The organism is Ruegeria sp. YTSA226, from assembly GCF_059609905.1.
Genome location: NZ_JBXWMQ010000001.1, coordinates 317,537 through 331,983 on the forward strand (window position 1 = coordinate 317,537; position 14,447 = coordinate 331,983).

Consider the following 14,447-nt stretch of genomic DNA (forward strand, 5'->3'; position numbering starts at 1 on the left):
GTAAAACATAGGCCGCTTGCATAGATGCGGCAACAGGTAATCGGGGGCAGGGAATGTCACAGCATCGGTCGAAATCTGAACCCTACATTCTGGCGGCGCCCAATGGTGCGCGCCGAGGTGCGGCAGATCACCCAGCCCTGCCTGTCACAACCTCGCAAATTCTTGAAGCGGCCAGAGCATGCCATGAGGCCGGTGCGGCCGGTCTTCATCTGCACATTCGGGACACAGAAGGCCGTCACTCTTTGGACGCGGGACAGTATCTGGAAACACTTGCCGAACTTCGGCGGCGGGTTCCGGCTCTGGACATCCAGATCACAACCGAGGCGGCAGGGATTTTTGATGTAAGCAGCCAGTTCGAATGTCTGAAGAAGGTTAGACCGGCTTGGGCGTCGATCTCGGTTCGCGAAATCGCGCGCGATAACGATCTGGCTGACCGGATCTATGGTCTTTGCGCGGATCAGGGGACGCGGGTTCAGCATATTCTTTACGACGCTGAAGATGCGGCCCTATTAACACGGTGGCAATATCGTGGGGTTGTCCGCAAACAACAATCCGACCGTTTGCTTGTTCTGGGGCGCTATCGGACTGATCAGGAATCAAAGCCCTCGGATCTGGATGCGTTTCCGGACGGGGATTCGCCTTGGATGATCTGTGCCTTTGGAAAACGAGAGCATGACTGTTTAATACATGCGGCGTCCTTGGGCGGTGATGTCCGGGTCGGATTTGAAAACAGCATCGCAGACCGGAACGGAGACGCTTGGGACAATAACGCCGCCTCAGTCGCGGCCCTTGTCGCCAGATTGAAAGAGGATAGATCATGAGCCACGTTTTCCCACGCCATACGAAATCTCAGCTGCCGGTCGCGGTTGGCGGCGAAGGCTGCTATCTGATCGATGCTGACGGTAAGCGGTATCTGGATTGCGGTGATGCTGCTGTGTCCTGTCTTGGCCACTCAAACCGGGCGGTGATCGAGGCGGTTCAAAGCCAGGTTGAAAAGATCGCCTTTGCGCATACCGGGTTTATGACGTCCGAACCTGCCGAAGCCCTTGCGGACCTTCTGATTGATCATGCGCCCGGGGATTTGGATCGCGTTTATTTCTTATCCGGAGGGTCCGAAGCAACAGAGGCCGCCATCAAACTGGCACGGCAGTATTTTCTTGAGATCGGTCAGCCCGAGCGCCGCCATGTCATCGCGCGCCGCCAAAGCTATCATGGAAATACTCTGGGGGCCTTGTCAGCGGGGGGAAATGCCTGGCGCCGTGCGCAATTCGCACCGATGCTGATCGAAATGACCCATATCGCGCCCTGCTACGAATATGCCGAAAAGAAAGATGGTGAGAGCAGCCACGCCTATGGTCAACGGGTGGCCGATGAGTTGGAGGCCGAAATTTTGCGTCTTGGCCCTGAAACCGTCATGGCGTTTATGGCCGAGCCAGTCGTGGGGGCAACGCTGGGGGCGGTCCCGGCGGTCGAAGGGTATTTTAGGCGCATACGTGAAATCTGTGATCAATATGGCGTTTTGCTGATCCTGGATGAGGTCATGTGCGGAATGGGGCGCACCGGGCATTTGTTTGCCTGCGATCACGATGGAATTGCCCCGGATATTCTGTGCATCGCCAAGGGTTTGGGGGCGGGTTATCAACCCATCGGCGCAATGTTGTGTACGAGCCGGATATATAAGGCGATCCAAAATGGGTCAGGGTTTTTCCAGCACGGGCATACCTATGTCGGCCATCCGGTGGCAACTGCAGCGGCATTGGCGGTGCTGAAGGAATTGACGAGCCAACAACTGCCCCAGCGCGCCGAGTTTATGGGACAGAGACTGCAATCTGCGCTGGAAACTGCGTTCAGCGAGCACCCTAATGTCGGCGATATTCGGGGTCGCGGGCTGTTCCGCGGTATCGAGCTGGTCTCGGATCGGGCCGGAAAAACACCGTTTGATCCCTCACTTGGTCTCGCGGGCAAGATCAAGAAGGCGGCGTTAAACGCTGGTCTGATCTGTTACCCCATGTCTGGCACGCGCGATGGTCGAAGTGGCGACCATATTCTGTTGGCGCCGCCTTTCATTATCGAAGACGCACAGATTGAGGAATTGGTTGAAAAGCTGGAGGCCGCACTCAAAGCCGCGATCTGACGCTCTTTTGATCTGACTTTCTCTTTTTACTCAATAGGGTATCGACAAAAGGTCAATTCCTGAAGGAGCGATGATGATTGTCGACATCTGGAAGAGTTTTCGGGACTTGCCCGCTTGGGTACAGATCTGGTTGGTGGTGCTGCTCATCCCGACCAATCTGGCACCTCTGGCGTATCTGGATCAGCCAAATGGTATTCTAATCGCAGCACTCTCAATCGGTGGGATGGCATTGAATCTTCCGATCATGCTGGCGACACGAGGGATGAGCAAAGCGATGGCATTTCCGCATCTAATATGTTGGGTGCCAATGGTTTTCGTCGTGATTGCAGTATTTGCAAGCGAAGCCGAACTGGCGACTGGATATGCGAAATTTCTGGTGTTTCTACTGGTTATTGACCTGATTTCGCTGGCATTTGATGTGAATGACGCAAGGGTCTGGTTCAAAAGCCGAAGCGCAAAATAAAACCCCCTCAATCCGAGGGGGTTTCGAATAACTCAGTTGTCGCAAGGCTTACTTCTGCGGCAGCGGGCCGATCATCATGATCATCTGACGGCCTTCCATCTTGGGCATGTTCTCAACCTTGCCGATTTCCTTGGTGTCCACGGCAACACGTTCCAGCAGCTCACGGCCCAGATTCTGGTGTGCCATCTCACGACCACGGAAGCGTAGAGTCACCTTTACCTTGTCGCCGTTTTCAAGGAATTTGAACACGTTGCGCATTTTGACTTCATAGTCATGAGTATCGGTGTTGGGCCGGAACTTGACCTCTTTCACCTCAATGACTTTTTGCTTTTTGCGCGCTTCGGCCTCGCGTTTCTGCGTTTCGTACTTGAATTTACCAAAGTCCATGATTTTGCAAACCGGAGGGTTTGCATTCGGCGAAATCTCGACCAGATCCAGGCCGGCTTCGTCCGCGAGTTGCATGGCTTTGGCGGGATGAACCACCCCGACATTTTCACCTTCGGCGCCGATAAGGCGAATTTCGGGGGCACGGATCTTATCATTGACGCGCGGGCCGGTGTCTCTCTGAGGCGGCGCGTTGTGAGGTCTGCGAGCTATGGGTTCATTCCTTTGATGATTGCAGAATTTCAAGCCCGGAATTTAGACTGGGCTGCGGGACGTTTCAAGCGGCATAAGTGACCACCAGCGTGAATTTCCCATGATATTCCCGCGTTTTTGCCGATCTGATGTCGCATATCAGACCGGCAAACCGGATTAGCCAACAAAGGCCTTTTCAATGACGAATTCCTTGGGGTCAGAATTTGCGCCTTCGCGCAGTCCGAAATCCTCGAGGATTTTTTTGATATCCAGGTTGAAAGCCAATGATCCGCAAACCATCGCGCGGTCCGTATCCGGCTGGATGCCGCCCTCAATCGCCAGATCGGCAAATACTGTGCCGTCTTTCAACAGCTCGGTAATGCGGCCCATTTTGGGGCTCTGTTCGCGTGTGGTGGTCGGGTAGTAACGAATCTTGTCCGCAAAACCTTCGCCCATCAGCTCAGCCAGCATTTCGTCCTTACGGATGTCTTCAATCAGTTGGCGACCATATTCCAGCTCGGCCATTTCGCGGCAGGTATGGGTGATTATGACCTCATCATAATCCTCATAGGTCTGTGGTTCGCGCAGCAGAGAGGCGAAGGGTGCAAAGCCGGTGCCGGTGGCAAAGAACCACAGGCGCTTACCAGGCAGCAGGGCGTCATGGACCAGCGTGCCAACCGGCTTGGGCCGCAGGATGATCTGATCGCCTGGTTTGATGTGCTGAAGTTTCGAAGTCAGCGGGCCGTCCTGTACCTTGATCGAATAGAACTCAAGCTCTTCATCCCAGGACGGCGAGGCGATGGAATAGGCGCGCAGCAAGGGTTTGCCGTTGTCGCCCAGCAGGCCGATCATCACAAACTCGCCCGAGCGGAACCGCAAGGACGCGGGGCGCGACACTTTGAATGAGAACAGGCTGTCAGTCCAATGCTTGACGTCTGTCACAGTCTGGGCGTCCGGCAGAACGGGGGCCTTCACGGCGGTTGCTTCGGTCACGGGTTTCATCTCTGTCATCGTTTCACTGCCGGTGGAGTAAACCGACATCTCCGTTTAATCTTTGATCCAAGTCAGGAAAAGGGGGCTCTTGCCCCTACGTTCCTATTTGAGGCTGCGAAAGGCGGTTTTAGCCGCGCAGGCGGGCCTGATAGTTGTTGTCCTGCCAGTTGGCGCGAGCCACCCACTGATCTTCGGGCTGGCGATCGGCCAGAATGTCTTCAATCTCGACCTCATCAAAGCCGCTGCGCCGCGCCATGGCATACTGGTCGGCCAAGACATGGCCTTTGGCGCGCAAGCGACCGGTATAGCCTTTCAGGCGCAGGGTCCGCGCGATGGTAAAGCCGCGCCCATCCGCAAAGGACGGGAAATCGATGCGCACCATCTTGGCGCAGCCCAGCCGTTCGGCAAGCTCATCGGGATCCGTGTCCGAGCTGACATCCAGCGCGACCACATCATTGGCCGCGTCTTCCAGCGTGACATAGCCATCAGTCCAATCATCGGGGGCGAACCCCTCATCGGTTACGATAACGTTCATGTGTTCTCTCCGGCGCGCATCATCTTGCCATCTACAAAATGAATGCCGCATTCTTCCTTGTTCTGATCGCGCCAGCGTCCGGCGCGGGGGTCTTCGCCCTGTTTGACCGGCGAAGTACAGGGCGCACAGCCGATCGAAGGGTATCCTTTGGCCACCAGCGGGTGCCTGGGCAAGTTGTTCTCTTCCATATAGGCGCGCACATCTTCGGGCGCCCAATGGGCCAGCGGGTTGACCTTGATCCGGCCTGTGCCGTCCTCGACCTCAAAGAAATCAAGCGTGGCGCGGGACCCTGCCTGAAACCGTTTGCGCCCGGTGATCCAGCCATCATATCCCAACAATGCCTGTTGCAGCGGGAAGGTCTTGCGCAGGTTACAGCACGCATCCATGTCCCGCAGACGCAGCGCGCCATAGGGGTCGTCGCGTTGAACATCCTCGTCATCCGCGCGGATGATCTTGACGTTTCGCAACCCCAACCGCTCGCTCACCTCCTGCTGATACTCCAGCGTTTCGGTGAACAGCATCTGCGTGTCGATGAACAGCACCGGGGTCATCTTGTCGACCACGGCCGCCATATGCAGCAACACCACCGATTCCGCACCGAAACTTGAGACCAGAGCGAGATCATCGATATCTTCCATTGCTCCGTGCATCACGTCATGCGCACTGTGGTGGCGGAACCGGGCGTTCAACTCACTGACCCGTTCGGTCAGTTCACGTCTATCCCGGCCCAGTTCAGTCTGGATCAGATCAAGCGGCATTCGCTCGCGCCTCGGGGTAGAGGGCCGCCTTGAACGGAGTCATTCCGACACGGCGATAGGTCTCGAGGAAGGTTTCTTCGGCACCCTCACGCTGCTCCAGATAGGTTTCGACGATGCGCTCAACGGCCGGAACGATCTCATCATAGGCAAAGCCCGGACCCGTACGATCACCGATTGCGGCGTTTTCCGTGCCGTCACCACCCAGAGTGATCTGGTAGTTTTCGACGCCTGCACGATCCAGACCAAGAATGCCGATATGGCCGACATGGTGGTGACCACAGGCGTTGATGCAGCCCGAGATCTTGATCTTCAGGTGGCCGATATCATGCTCCAGTTTGAGGTCTTCGAACCGGGTGGCGATTTCCTGTGCAACCGGGATCGAACGCGCCGTTGCGAGCGCGCAATAGTCCATGCCAGGGCAGGCGATGATGTCGCTGATCAGGCCGATATTGGCGGTGGCCAGCTCGTATTCTTTCAGTTTGGCATGGATCGCGGGCAGGTCCGATTTATGGACATGCGGCAGGATCACGTTCTGCTCATGACTGATGCGCAGCTCGTCATAGGCGAATTCTTCGGCCAGATCGGCCATCACGCGCATCTGTTCGGCAGTTGCATCACCCGGCGTTGCGCCGTGTTTCTTGATCGAGATGGTGACAATCGCGTGGTCCGCATTCTTGTGCGGCGCGATGTTAGTATCGACCCACGAGCGGAAGACCGGGTCGTTGGTGTATGCACCTTCAAACGACGCAACCGACGCTTCGCGGAAGGTGGGTGCAGCGAAGTGGCCCTTGATCTGTTCCAGCAGGTTCATATCCGCGCCTTTGAACTGCGGGCGGACCTGCAGGAAACGCTCGTTCACCTTGGCGCGGATGGCGTCGATGCCGTGTTCATGCACGGTGATCTTGATGCGCGCCTTGTACTTGTTGTCGCGGCGGCCGATTTGATTCCAGACCGAAACAGTGGCTTCTAGGTAAGCCAGCAGGTCGTCAAACGCGACGAAGTCAGACAGTTCTTTGCCGATCATGGGCGTACGGCCCAGACCGCCGCCTACGATAACACGGGCACCCAGAACGCCGTCACGCTCGACCAGTTGCAGACCGATATCATGCGCCTTGATCACGGCGCGGTCATTTTCGGACCCGGTGATGGCGATCTTGAATTTGCGCGGCATGAACTGGAATTCCGGGTGGTCGGTCGACCACTGGCGCAGCAGTTCCGCATAGGGGCGCGGATCGGCGACCTCATCCGCGGCGGCACCGGCGAAATGGTCGGCGGTCACGTTGCGGATGGTGTTGCCGCTGGTCTGGATGGCGTGCATGCCAACCTCGGCCAGCGCGTCCAGCATATCCGGGACGTCCTGCAACTTGGGCCAGTTGTACTGGATGTTCTGACGGGTGGTAAAATGGCCATAGCCCTTGTCCCACTTTTCAGCCAGCAGGGCCAGTTGGCGCATCTGCGCACTGTTCAGCGTGCCGTATGGAATGGCGACCCGCAGCATATAGGCGTGCAGCTGCAGATACAGGCCGTTCATCAGCCGCAGCGGCTTGAACTCATCCTCGGTCAGCGATCCGTCAATGCGGCGCTCGACTTGGGCGCGAAACTGTCTGTTGCGTTCTGCCAAAAATGCTGTGTCGAACTCGGAGTAGCGATACATGATTAGCTGTCCTTAAGTGCAGCCCCGAACCTGGGGCCAATGTAGGGGAGAGAGAGGGCCAGGGATCAGGCCCGGGGCTGCGGGGAAGTTTCCTGTTTGCCGTGGGCATAGTTGGACGGACCAGTCCGGCGGAAGTCTTCCCGAAAATGAGTTGGTTCTGGGCCTTCGTCGCCAGCTATGGCATCCGCCAGATAGGCACCGACAATCTTGCCTGCTTGGCGTTCGGCATCCAGAAGGCGGATCTGTGCGTGGGCTTCGTCTGTGATCAGCTCTGCCTCGGATAATTCACGTGACCAGCGGTCGTCCTCGGTCAGATAGATGACGTCACCTTCCAACAGATCGTTGGCGGTTACCACTTTGGGGGTAAAAGCGCGGGCCATCAGGCGTGCTCCTTTTTGAATTCAGTCAGGGCCTTGGCTGCCTGGCGGGGGGCAAGGCCGTAAAAAGTAAGGGTGGGGCCGTCCATGTCTGAGGCGTTCAGATCGGCAGACATGTGATCCAGCGTCGTGGTCAATATGCGCTGATCGGGACGCGACGCGTTTTCGATCAGCGTCACAGGTGTGGCCCGGTCGGCGCCGTGCATGATCAGGCGGCCCTGAATAAACCGGGCAGACTTTTTGCCCATATAGATCGCCGCAACCGAACCGGGCTGCGCCAGGGCGCTCCAATCGTGATCGGCGAACCCCTTCATGTCGTGCCCGGTCAGGAAACGGATCGAGGAATTGCGCCCGCGGCGCGTCTGGCTTTGCCCGATGCCTGCAACAGCGGCCGAGGCTGCGGTGATGCCAGGGATAATCTGCCACGAGATGCCAGCGGCTTCGACAGCGTCGATTTCTTCGTCCAAACGACCAAATACGGTGGGGTCACCGGATTTCAGGCGTACAACGCGTAGACCCTTCAGAGCGTACTCTACCAGCAGCGCGTCGATGTCTTCCTGTTTCCACGACGGGCCAAACCCGGCTTTACCAACATCGACCAGGTCGGCCGTTTGCCCGGCAAGGGCCAGCACCTCGGCGCTGATCAGCCGGTCATGCAGGACTACATCCGCGCGCTCGAATGCGCGCAGGGCCTTGAGCGTCAGCAATTCGGGATCACCAGGGCCTGCGCCGACAAAGTCGACATGGCCTGCGTCCTGATATGTTTGCGTCACTTGCATGTTTCGGTCCGGGTTGGTTTGACTTGACCCTCAATATAGGAAATATTCCCGGTACTGCGCCATATGTGCGCATAAATAAGAACAAGTGTTTCGCTGTATTGGTCAAGCGATACGAAAGTTTCGAAACGAGGAAGAAATTGGAATGTCAGTGCGGATTGATGACACGGATCGGAAAATTCTGGTTGAGCTGCAGCGCGACGCCAGCCAATCGCTGGACGAAATAGCAGCCCGCGTCGGCAGTTCCAAGACGCCTGTCTGGAATCGTATCCGCAAGCTGAAAGGGGCCGGGGTGATCGGTCAGCAGACGGTATTATTGGATGCCGAGGCGCTTGGTTTTGAGGCGACGTTCTTCGTGCTGATCCGCACCTCTGAACACGAGGCAGATTGGCAGCGCAAATTCCTGAAAGCGCTGCGGGACCGCCCCGAAGTGCAAGAGGCGCACCGGCTGGCGGGGGATATCGACTATATCCTCAAGGTGCGGGTCAAGAACGCGCGCGCCTATGACGTGTTCTATCAGACTTTGATTTCCGAGGTGCGCGTCCACAATGTGACGGCTCTGCTGTCGATGGAAGAGATCAAGTCGACGACCATGCTGCCGCTGAATGCCCTGATCGAGAACTAGCGGTCAGACCTGAACCATCAACCGCTTTAGCCCGTGAAAATGGTAGCTGTTGGAATATTCCGGTTCCGCGCTGAGCGCTAGGTTGGGACAGCGTTCGAACAGTGCCGCCAGCGCTATTCGCATTTCGAGTCGGGCCAACGGTGCTCCGACGCAGAAATGCAGACCCGCGCCAAAGCTGCTGTTGGTCAGGATGGGGCGGGTTGGATCGAACTTATGAGGTTCGGCCCAGACTTGGGGATCACGGTTCGCGGCTCCAAGCAACAAAGCGACTTCGTCACCGCGTTTAAAACTGTGCCCGAACTGGTCGATCTCTTCATAGGCATAGCGCGTGAACATATGCAGCGGCGGGTCAAAGCGCAGGATTTCTTCGACGGTGGCGTCAATGGTTTCAGGCTGAAAGGCATCGGCTTTTACACCTTGTTGCAATACGGTCCTGAGCCCATTTCCTAGCGAATGAACCGTGGCTTCATGACCGGCGTTTAAGAGCAGAATGCAAGTTGCAACCAACTCGTCACGTGACAGTTTTTCACCATCTTCTTCAGCGGCAATCAACCGGGTAATCAGGTCATCCCGAGGGTCAGACCGGCGCTTTTCGACGTAAGATGAGAGGAATTCGGTGAACTCTTTTGCCGAGGCCGCGGCGGTATCTTCTGTCTGGCGCGTGCGACTGGCCTGGTACATAGCCACCATGTCATGCGACCAGCGCAAAAGCTGCGGAGACATCTCTTCGGGAACGCCAAGAAGGCGGCAGATCGTGACGACCGGAACTTGCGTGCAATAGGTGTCCAGCAGATCGAACGGCGCATCCGTAAAGGCGTCGATCAGCTTGTGGCTGAGGTCATGGATCGTTGGTTCCAGTGCCGCAATGGCACGTGACGTAAAGGCGCGCATGACCAGGCGTCGAAGCCGGGTGTGGCGCGGCGGCTCTGCTTCTAACAACGAATGAGATTCGACCATCAGCCAGGGGGCTAGATGCGCAGGACCTGGACCCTGCATTTCCGGCGGCACTTCGCGACCGAAACGACGGTCCTTCAGCAAGGCCTGAACCGCCCGGTGGGATACAGCAGCGTGCATCCGGTAGTCGGCCCAATACACAAGGTCGCCATGCGCGCGGGCCGCATCATAAAACGGATAAGGGTTCTGGACAAAATTCGGGTCAACAGGGGATTGATGCAAAGTCTTCATGGCGGGCACACTTGCCATGAGGCGCGTTGAATGCAAGACCCAATGTCATGCAAAGGGTATGGTTAATTTCGACATTTCTGATTGCTGTTGGGCTGCTCTCTGTTGGAGTGTGGTCATACGGCTTTCGTCAGGCTTTGTCGCCGCTGAGCGATAAGGCTGAGGCCGATCTGGAATTGGCCGCCGACCGCCTTAGCACACAAATGCAGGTCTATCAGGAACTGGCTGTCTTGATGGCCAGCCACCCGGCTGTTCGAACGCTTGTCACGCCGAGCGATCGCGCCATCGCGCAGGCTGTGTTGCTGGACGTGGCAGACAAAACTGCCGCCGTTAACATTGTCTATCTGGACCGTCTGGGCAGGGTACTTGCAGCCGCCCACCCGGTGCCTGAATTGACGATGGCAGACCACCCCGCATTCAGGCGCGCCATGCAGGGTGCTATGGGCAGTGCCCACGGGGTCGAGTCCACAAGCGGCGATCGAACCTATTCCTATGCAGCTCCTGCCTTTGGTCCCACCGGTATAGTCGAAGGCGCATTGATGGTTATAGCCGATGTGCAGGATGTCGAACAGACTTGGCGGGGCAGTACCGAGGCCATTTTCTTTATTGATGGGGAAGGTGTGGTGTTCATCTCGAACCGATCCGACCTGTTGTTCTGGCGTCGGACCGAAGGTCAACCGGGGCTGGTGCCGCCCGAGGGGCAGGCGGTTGATTTCTCGTCGAATCTGATCGGACGACACGAGCTTTGGACCTTGAATTGGGGCCGGTATCTGCCACGGCATGCGTTACACCTTACGCTCGATCTACCGGTGATAGACATGACAGCAGAGGTGCTGGTGGATGTGGCCCCGGCGCGCCGTCTGGCGAATTTGCAAGCAGCGGCGGTCGCTGCGATCTGTCTGGCCTTCGGGGCGCTTTTGTACATGGCAACCGAACGCCGGCGCGCGCTTGCTGAGGCCAATGCGGTGCTGGAAAGCCGCGTGACGCGCAGAACCCATGCGCTTACCGCCGCGAACACGGCCCTGCGGCGCGAGGTTCATGAACGGGAAGAGGCCGAGGTCGCGCTGAAACATGCGCAGGAAGAGCTTATACAGGCCGGGAAGTTGAGTGCGCTCGGGCAGATGTCGGCGGGCATCAGCCATGAGTTGAACCAGCCGCTGATGGCCATTCGCCAATTCGCCGAGAACGGAACGGCTTTTCTGACCAGAGGTGACGAGTCAAAAGCCGCCGAGAACCTCACCAGAATTTCCGATTTGGCCGCGCGAATGGCGCGAATTATCAAGAACCTCAGGGCTTTTGCCCGCAATGAAAACGAGCCCATGGGCAGAGTTGATCTGGTTCAGGTAATAGAAACGGCGTTGGAACTGACCGAGGCCCGGCTGAATTCGGAAAACGTTCGTATGGAATGGCAGGCTCCAGATGTCCCTATCTATGCTTGGGGTGGCGAAGTGAGATTGGTACAGGTGTTCGTAAATCTGATTAACAATGCCGCCGATGCCATGAGTGAGCAAAACCAACGCATGATCAAGATCGCGATAAACAGCGGCCAAACCCTGACGGTCACGGTCAGTGACACCGGTCCGGGGATCGAAAACTCGGAAAAGCTGTTCGAGCCGTTTTACACCACCAAAGCCGTCGGTTCGTCCGAGGGTATGGGGCTGGGGCTGTCGATCTCATATGGTCTGGTTCAGAGTTTTGGTGGTAACATTCGGGGCACCAACGCTCCGACAGGTGCGGTATTCACTGTGGAACTGGAACATTTCAGGGAAGTAGGGGCAGCATGACCCGCAAAGTGCTTTTGGTCGATGACGACTCGGCAGTGCGCGAAGCGCTGGCCCAAACGTTAGAGCTTGCCGATTACGAACCTGTGACAGCAGGGTCCTTCGTGGCGGCGAAGGATCATATCCGGGAGGATTTCGCGGGAGTGATCGTGTCGGATATCCGGATGCCTGGTCGGGACGGGTTTCACCTGTTGACCTACACCCGAGATATGGATGCTGATCTGCCTGTCATCCTGTTGACTGGAGAAGGCGACATACCAATGGCAGTGCAGGCCATGGGGCAGGGCGCGTTCGACTTTCTGGAAAAACCCTGCGCTGCGGCTGACCTGTTAAAGGTATTGGGCAAGGCCTCTGAGGCGCGAGAACATGTCCTACAACAACGGGCGATGAAAAGCGAGCTTGAGCGCGGCGATCCAGCGGCACGCCTGCTGTTCGGTCTCTCATCAAAGGCCGAAGAACTGAGGGAAAGGGTTCGTACAGTAGCCCAGACAGGGGCCGAAGTTTTGGTCACCGGACCGGCTGGCAGCGGAGTGTCCAAAGTTGCCGAGGTCGTTCACCTAATGTCGCCGCAAAGTCAGGGCCCATTTGTCAAACGTCCATCCGCCGGTTTGTCGACCAGCGATCTGGTTCATGTCTGCGAAGATGCAGCCGGTGGTTCCCTTTTTCTGGACGAAATCTCGGCCATGCCCGAGGCCACGCAATATGCAGCACTGGAGATGGTTGAACAGGGTGTAGGCGCCCGAATTCTGGCGGGCACGACCACTGACCTGGCCGAATTGTCTTCGGATGGACGGTTCCTTGCGGATTTGTTCTATCGTTTGGATGTGATGCGCGTTCGCATACCGTCGCTTGCCGAGCGCCCCGAGGATATACCTGTAATCTTCCGCCACTATGTAGCACAGGCAGCCGAACAGGCCGGGATAAAGGAACCGGAAATCACGTCGGACCATCTGGCATCGCTGATGACCAGAGACTGGCCGGGCAATGCACGGTCGCTGATGTCAGCCGCAATGAGGTTTGTGCTGGGAATGCCCGAAGATGTCTCGCAGGCCGCAGAACTGGGGTTGAGCGAGCAGATGGCACGGGTCGAAAGATCTCTGCTGATTGCTGCCCTTGGCCGGCATAACGGCAAAGCATCAGAAGCCGCAAAGGCGCTAAAGCTGCCTCGCAAGACCTTTTACGACAAACTGGCGCGATATCACATTCGTCCGGAAGACTACCGTAGGTGAAAGCTCCTGCCAGCTTTTCCCGCATTGTCATGCGGTTAAGCTGTTGGGTGTAGCAGTCCGCTGACGCGGACCGTGGGAAGAGCCAAATCCCGGTAAACGATTCGCGTTCGGCGAATCGCTATTTGTGCGGAAATCCACACAATGGGGCATTTATATGTGCGGATTCTCGCACGGGTTCCCGAATGGCTCAAATGGATACCAGACAGGAAGTGCGTAACACTCAGTAAATAAATGAAAAAATACTACCCGATAGTGAAGCCCACAATAAGTTGAGGGCTTGACCCCGATTCGGTTCACTCGCCGCCATGGGACGGCTTCTGCGCGTCCGGAGACGTAGTGAAGTATCTGGGAGAACTCGACTGATGAAATTTTTGACAACGGCAGCGACGGCCGTCGCTCTAACCGTAACAGCAACCGCAGGCATGGCCGCTTGTGAAGACGGCGAAATCGTCGTGAAATTCGCGCATGTGACCAATACCGATAAACATCCCAAGGGTATTGCAGCCTCGTTGCTGGAACAGCGCGTTAATGATGAGATGAACGGCGTGATGTGCATGGAGGTCTACCCGAACTCCACGCTTTATAACGACGATAAAGTCCTTGAGGCGATGTTGCAGGGCGATGTGCAACTGGCGGCCCCGTCATTGTCCAAGTTCGAGAAGTTCACCAAGCAATTCCGCCTGTTCGACCTGCCGTTCATGTTCAAGAACATTGACGCGGTAGACGCATTTCAGGCTTCGGCTGACGGTCAGGCGATGAAAGACAGCATGCAGCGCCGTGGCCTGCAGGGGCTGGCATTCTGGCACAATGGCATGAAACAGATGTCGGCCAACAAACCGCTGGTCGATCCGTCGGATGCCAATGGCCTGAAATTCCGCGTCCAATCCTCTGACGTGCTGGTCGCGCAGATGGAGGCGATTGGCGGAAGCCCGCAGAAAATGGCTTTCTCAGAGGTTTATGGCGCGTTGCAGCAAGGTGTCGTCGACGGACAGGAAAACACTTGGTCCAACATCTACGGCAAGAAGTTCTTTGAGGTTCAGGACGGTATCACTGAAACCAACCACGGTGTCATCGACTATCTGGTCGTGACATCGGTTGACTGGCTGGACAGCCTGGATCCTGCGGTGCGCGAACAGTTCCTGACCATTCTGGGCGAAGTGACAGAACAGCGGAACAAAGAATCCTTCTCGGTGAACGAGGAAGCCAAGGTCTCGATCACAAATGCGGGCGGTATCATCCGTGAACTTAACCCTGAACAGCGTCAGGCCTGGATCGACGCCATGAAACCTGTTTGGGAACAGTTCGCCGGTGACGTGGGTCAAGAAAAGATCGACGCCGCACAGGCTATCAACGCCGGGTTCTGA

At 56.9% G+C, this 14,447-nt stretch carries 15 protein-coding genes; 7 read left to right on the plus strand and 8 right to left on the minus strand.

The genetic code is table 11. From position 1 onward, the window contains the following. Positions 1-53 precede the first annotated feature (53 nt). The 3 genes from AC2FFF_RS01570 to AC2FFF_RS01580 all read left to right on the plus strand — a co-directional run bounded on the left by AC2FFF_RS01570 (position 54) and on the right by AC2FFF_RS01580 (position 2,597). A complete protein-coding gene (locus AC2FFF_RS01570; RefSeq protein WP_496882812.1) occupies positions 54-821 on the plus strand; it encodes a beta-keto acid cleavage family enzyme in 768 nt (255 codons plus the stop codon). After that, positions 818-2,134 (plus strand): aspartate aminotransferase family protein, encoded by a 1,317-nt coding sequence (locus AC2FFF_RS01575; protein WP_281972177.1) that lies wholly within the window; start codon positions 818-820, stop codon positions 2,132-2,134. The genes AC2FFF_RS01570 and AC2FFF_RS01575 overlap by 4 nt, the downstream gene beginning before the upstream one ends. Before the next feature lie 73 nt (positions 2,135-2,207). Continuing rightward, positions 2,208-2,597, plus strand: coding sequence for a hypothetical protein (locus tag AC2FFF_RS01580; protein WP_281972176.1), 390 nt, complete (start codon positions 2,208-2,210; stop codon positions 2,595-2,597). A 48-nt stretch (positions 2,598-2,645) separates the two neighbouring features. Here AC2FFF_RS01580 and infC read toward each other — a convergent pair whose 3' ends face one another. The 7 genes from infC to cobA form a co-directional block, all read right to left on the minus strand. Further along, positions 2,646-3,227 carry a translation initiation factor IF-3 gene (gene infC, locus AC2FFF_RS01585; protein WP_246097134.1) on the minus strand — a complete coding sequence of 194 codons (582 nt, stop codon included), beginning with the start codon at positions 3,225-3,227 and terminating at the stop codon, positions 2,646-2,648. Positions 3,228-3,350: 123 nt separating this feature from the next. Further along, positions 3,351-4,184, minus strand: coding sequence for a ferredoxin--NADP reductase (locus AC2FFF_RS01590; RefSeq protein WP_281972402.1), 834 nt, complete (start codon positions 4,182-4,184; stop codon positions 3,351-3,353). A 109-nt stretch (positions 4,185-4,293) separates the two neighbouring features. Further along, positions 4,294-4,701 carry a DUF934 domain-containing protein gene (locus tag AC2FFF_RS01595; protein WP_281972175.1) on the minus strand — a complete coding sequence of 136 codons (408 nt, stop codon included), beginning with the start codon at positions 4,699-4,701 and terminating at the stop codon, positions 4,294-4,296. Continuing rightward, positions 4,698-5,459 (minus strand): phosphoadenylyl-sulfate reductase, encoded by a 762-nt coding sequence (locus tag AC2FFF_RS01600; protein ID WP_496882813.1) that lies wholly within the window; start codon positions 5,457-5,459, stop codon positions 4,698-4,700. The genes AC2FFF_RS01595 and AC2FFF_RS01600 overlap by 4 nt, the downstream gene beginning before the upstream one ends. After that, a complete protein-coding gene (locus tag AC2FFF_RS01605; RefSeq protein WP_281972174.1) occupies positions 5,449-7,113 on the minus strand; it encodes a nitrite/sulfite reductase in 1,665 nt (554 codons plus the stop codon). Before AC2FFF_RS01605 ends, AC2FFF_RS01600 begins: the two co-directional genes overlap by 11 nt. Positions 7,114-7,178: 65 nt before the next feature. After that, positions 7,179-7,493, minus strand: a complete 315-nt coding sequence (locus AC2FFF_RS01610; protein WP_142634089.1) for a DUF2849 domain-containing protein — start codon at positions 7,491-7,493, stop codon at positions 7,179-7,181. Continuing rightward, positions 7,493-8,269 (minus strand): uroporphyrinogen-III C-methyltransferase, encoded by a 777-nt coding sequence (gene cobA, locus AC2FFF_RS01615; protein WP_281972173.1) that lies wholly within the window; start codon positions 8,267-8,269, stop codon positions 7,493-7,495. The genes AC2FFF_RS01610 and cobA overlap by 1 nt, the downstream gene beginning before the upstream one ends. 142 nt (positions 8,270-8,411) lie before the next feature. Between cobA and AC2FFF_RS01620 the strand changes: the two genes are divergently transcribed. Next, positions 8,412-8,891, plus strand: coding sequence for an Lrp/AsnC family transcriptional regulator (locus tag AC2FFF_RS01620; RefSeq protein WP_142634084.1), 480 nt, complete (start codon positions 8,412-8,414; stop codon positions 8,889-8,891). A gap of 3 nt (positions 8,892-8,894) precedes the next feature. Here the strand turns inward: AC2FFF_RS01620 and AC2FFF_RS01625 are convergent, their stop codons facing one another. Further along, entirely contained in the window at positions 8,895-10,076 is a 1,182-nt protein-coding gene (locus AC2FFF_RS01625) for a cytochrome P450 (RefSeq protein WP_281972401.1), read from the minus strand. Positions 10,077-10,123: 47 nt separating this feature from the next. Here AC2FFF_RS01625 and AC2FFF_RS01630 point away from each other — a divergent pair, with 47 nt between their 5' ends. From AC2FFF_RS01630 to AC2FFF_RS01640, 3 genes are all read left to right on the plus strand, one after another. Continuing rightward, positions 10,124-11,857 (plus strand): sensor histidine kinase, encoded by a 1,734-nt coding sequence (locus tag AC2FFF_RS01630; RefSeq protein ID WP_281994684.1) that lies wholly within the window; start codon positions 10,124-10,126, stop codon positions 11,855-11,857. Then, positions 11,854-13,083, plus strand: coding sequence for a sigma-54-dependent transcriptional regulator (locus tag AC2FFF_RS01635; RefSeq protein ID WP_496750504.1), 1,230 nt, complete (start codon positions 11,854-11,856; stop codon positions 13,081-13,083). The genes AC2FFF_RS01630 and AC2FFF_RS01635 overlap by 4 nt, the downstream gene beginning before the upstream one ends. Before the next feature lie 362 nt (positions 13,084-13,445). Further along, positions 13,446-14,447 (plus strand): DctP family TRAP transporter solute-binding subunit, encoded by a 1,002-nt coding sequence (locus AC2FFF_RS01640; protein ID WP_142634078.1) that lies wholly within the window; start codon positions 13,446-13,448, stop codon positions 14,445-14,447.

What these genes read in the sequence shown, in the direction of transcription:
- AC2FFF_RS01570 (WP_496882812.1), top strand. Translation starts at nt 54, where the DNA reads ATGTCACAGCATCGGTCGAAATCTGAACCCTACATTCTGGCGGCGCCC.
- AC2FFF_RS01575 (WP_281972177.1), top strand. Translation starts at nt 818, where the DNA reads ATGAGCCACGTTTTCCCACGCCATACGAAATCTCAGCTGCCGGTCGCG.
- AC2FFF_RS01580 (WP_281972176.1), top strand. Translation starts at nt 2,208, where the DNA reads ATGATTGTCGACATCTGGAAGAGTTTTCGGGACTTGCCCGCTTGGGTA.
- AC2FFF_RS01590 (WP_281972402.1), bottom strand. Translation starts at nt 4,184, where the DNA reads ATGACAGAGATGAAACCCGTGACCGAAGCAACCGCCGTGAAGGCCCCC.
- AC2FFF_RS01595 (WP_281972175.1), bottom strand. Translation starts at nt 4,701, where the DNA reads ATGAACGTTATCGTAACCGATGAGGGGTTCGCCCCCGATGATTGGACT.
- AC2FFF_RS01600 (WP_496882813.1), bottom strand. Translation starts at nt 5,459, where the DNA reads ATGCCGCTTGATCTGATCCAGACTGAACTGGGCCGGGATAGACGTGAA.
- AC2FFF_RS01605 (WP_281972174.1), bottom strand. Translation starts at nt 7,113, where the DNA reads ATGTATCGCTACTCCGAGTTCGACACAGCATTTTTGGCAGAACGCAAC.
- AC2FFF_RS01610 (WP_142634089.1), bottom strand. Translation starts at nt 7,493, where the DNA reads ATGGCCCGCGCTTTTACCCCCAAAGTGGTAACCGCCAACGATCTGTTG.
- cobA (WP_281972173.1), bottom strand. Translation starts at nt 8,269, where the DNA reads ATGCAAGTGACGCAAACATATCAGGACGCAGGCCATGTCGACTTTGTC.
- AC2FFF_RS01620 (WP_142634084.1), top strand. Translation starts at nt 8,412, where the DNA reads ATGTCAGTGCGGATTGATGACACGGATCGGAAAATTCTGGTTGAGCTG.
- AC2FFF_RS01625 (WP_281972401.1), bottom strand. Translation starts at nt 10,076, where the DNA reads ATGAAGACTTTGCATCAATCCCCTGTTGACCCGAATTTTGTCCAGAAC.
- AC2FFF_RS01630 (WP_281994684.1), top strand. Translation starts at nt 10,124, where the DNA reads ATGCAAAGGGTATGGTTAATTTCGACATTTCTGATTGCTGTTGGGCTG.
- AC2FFF_RS01635 (WP_496750504.1), top strand. Translation starts at nt 11,854, where the DNA reads ATGACCCGCAAAGTGCTTTTGGTCGATGACGACTCGGCAGTGCGCGAA.
- AC2FFF_RS01640 (WP_142634078.1), top strand. Translation starts at nt 13,446, where the DNA reads ATGAAATTTTTGACAACGGCAGCGACGGCCGTCGCTCTAACCGTAACA.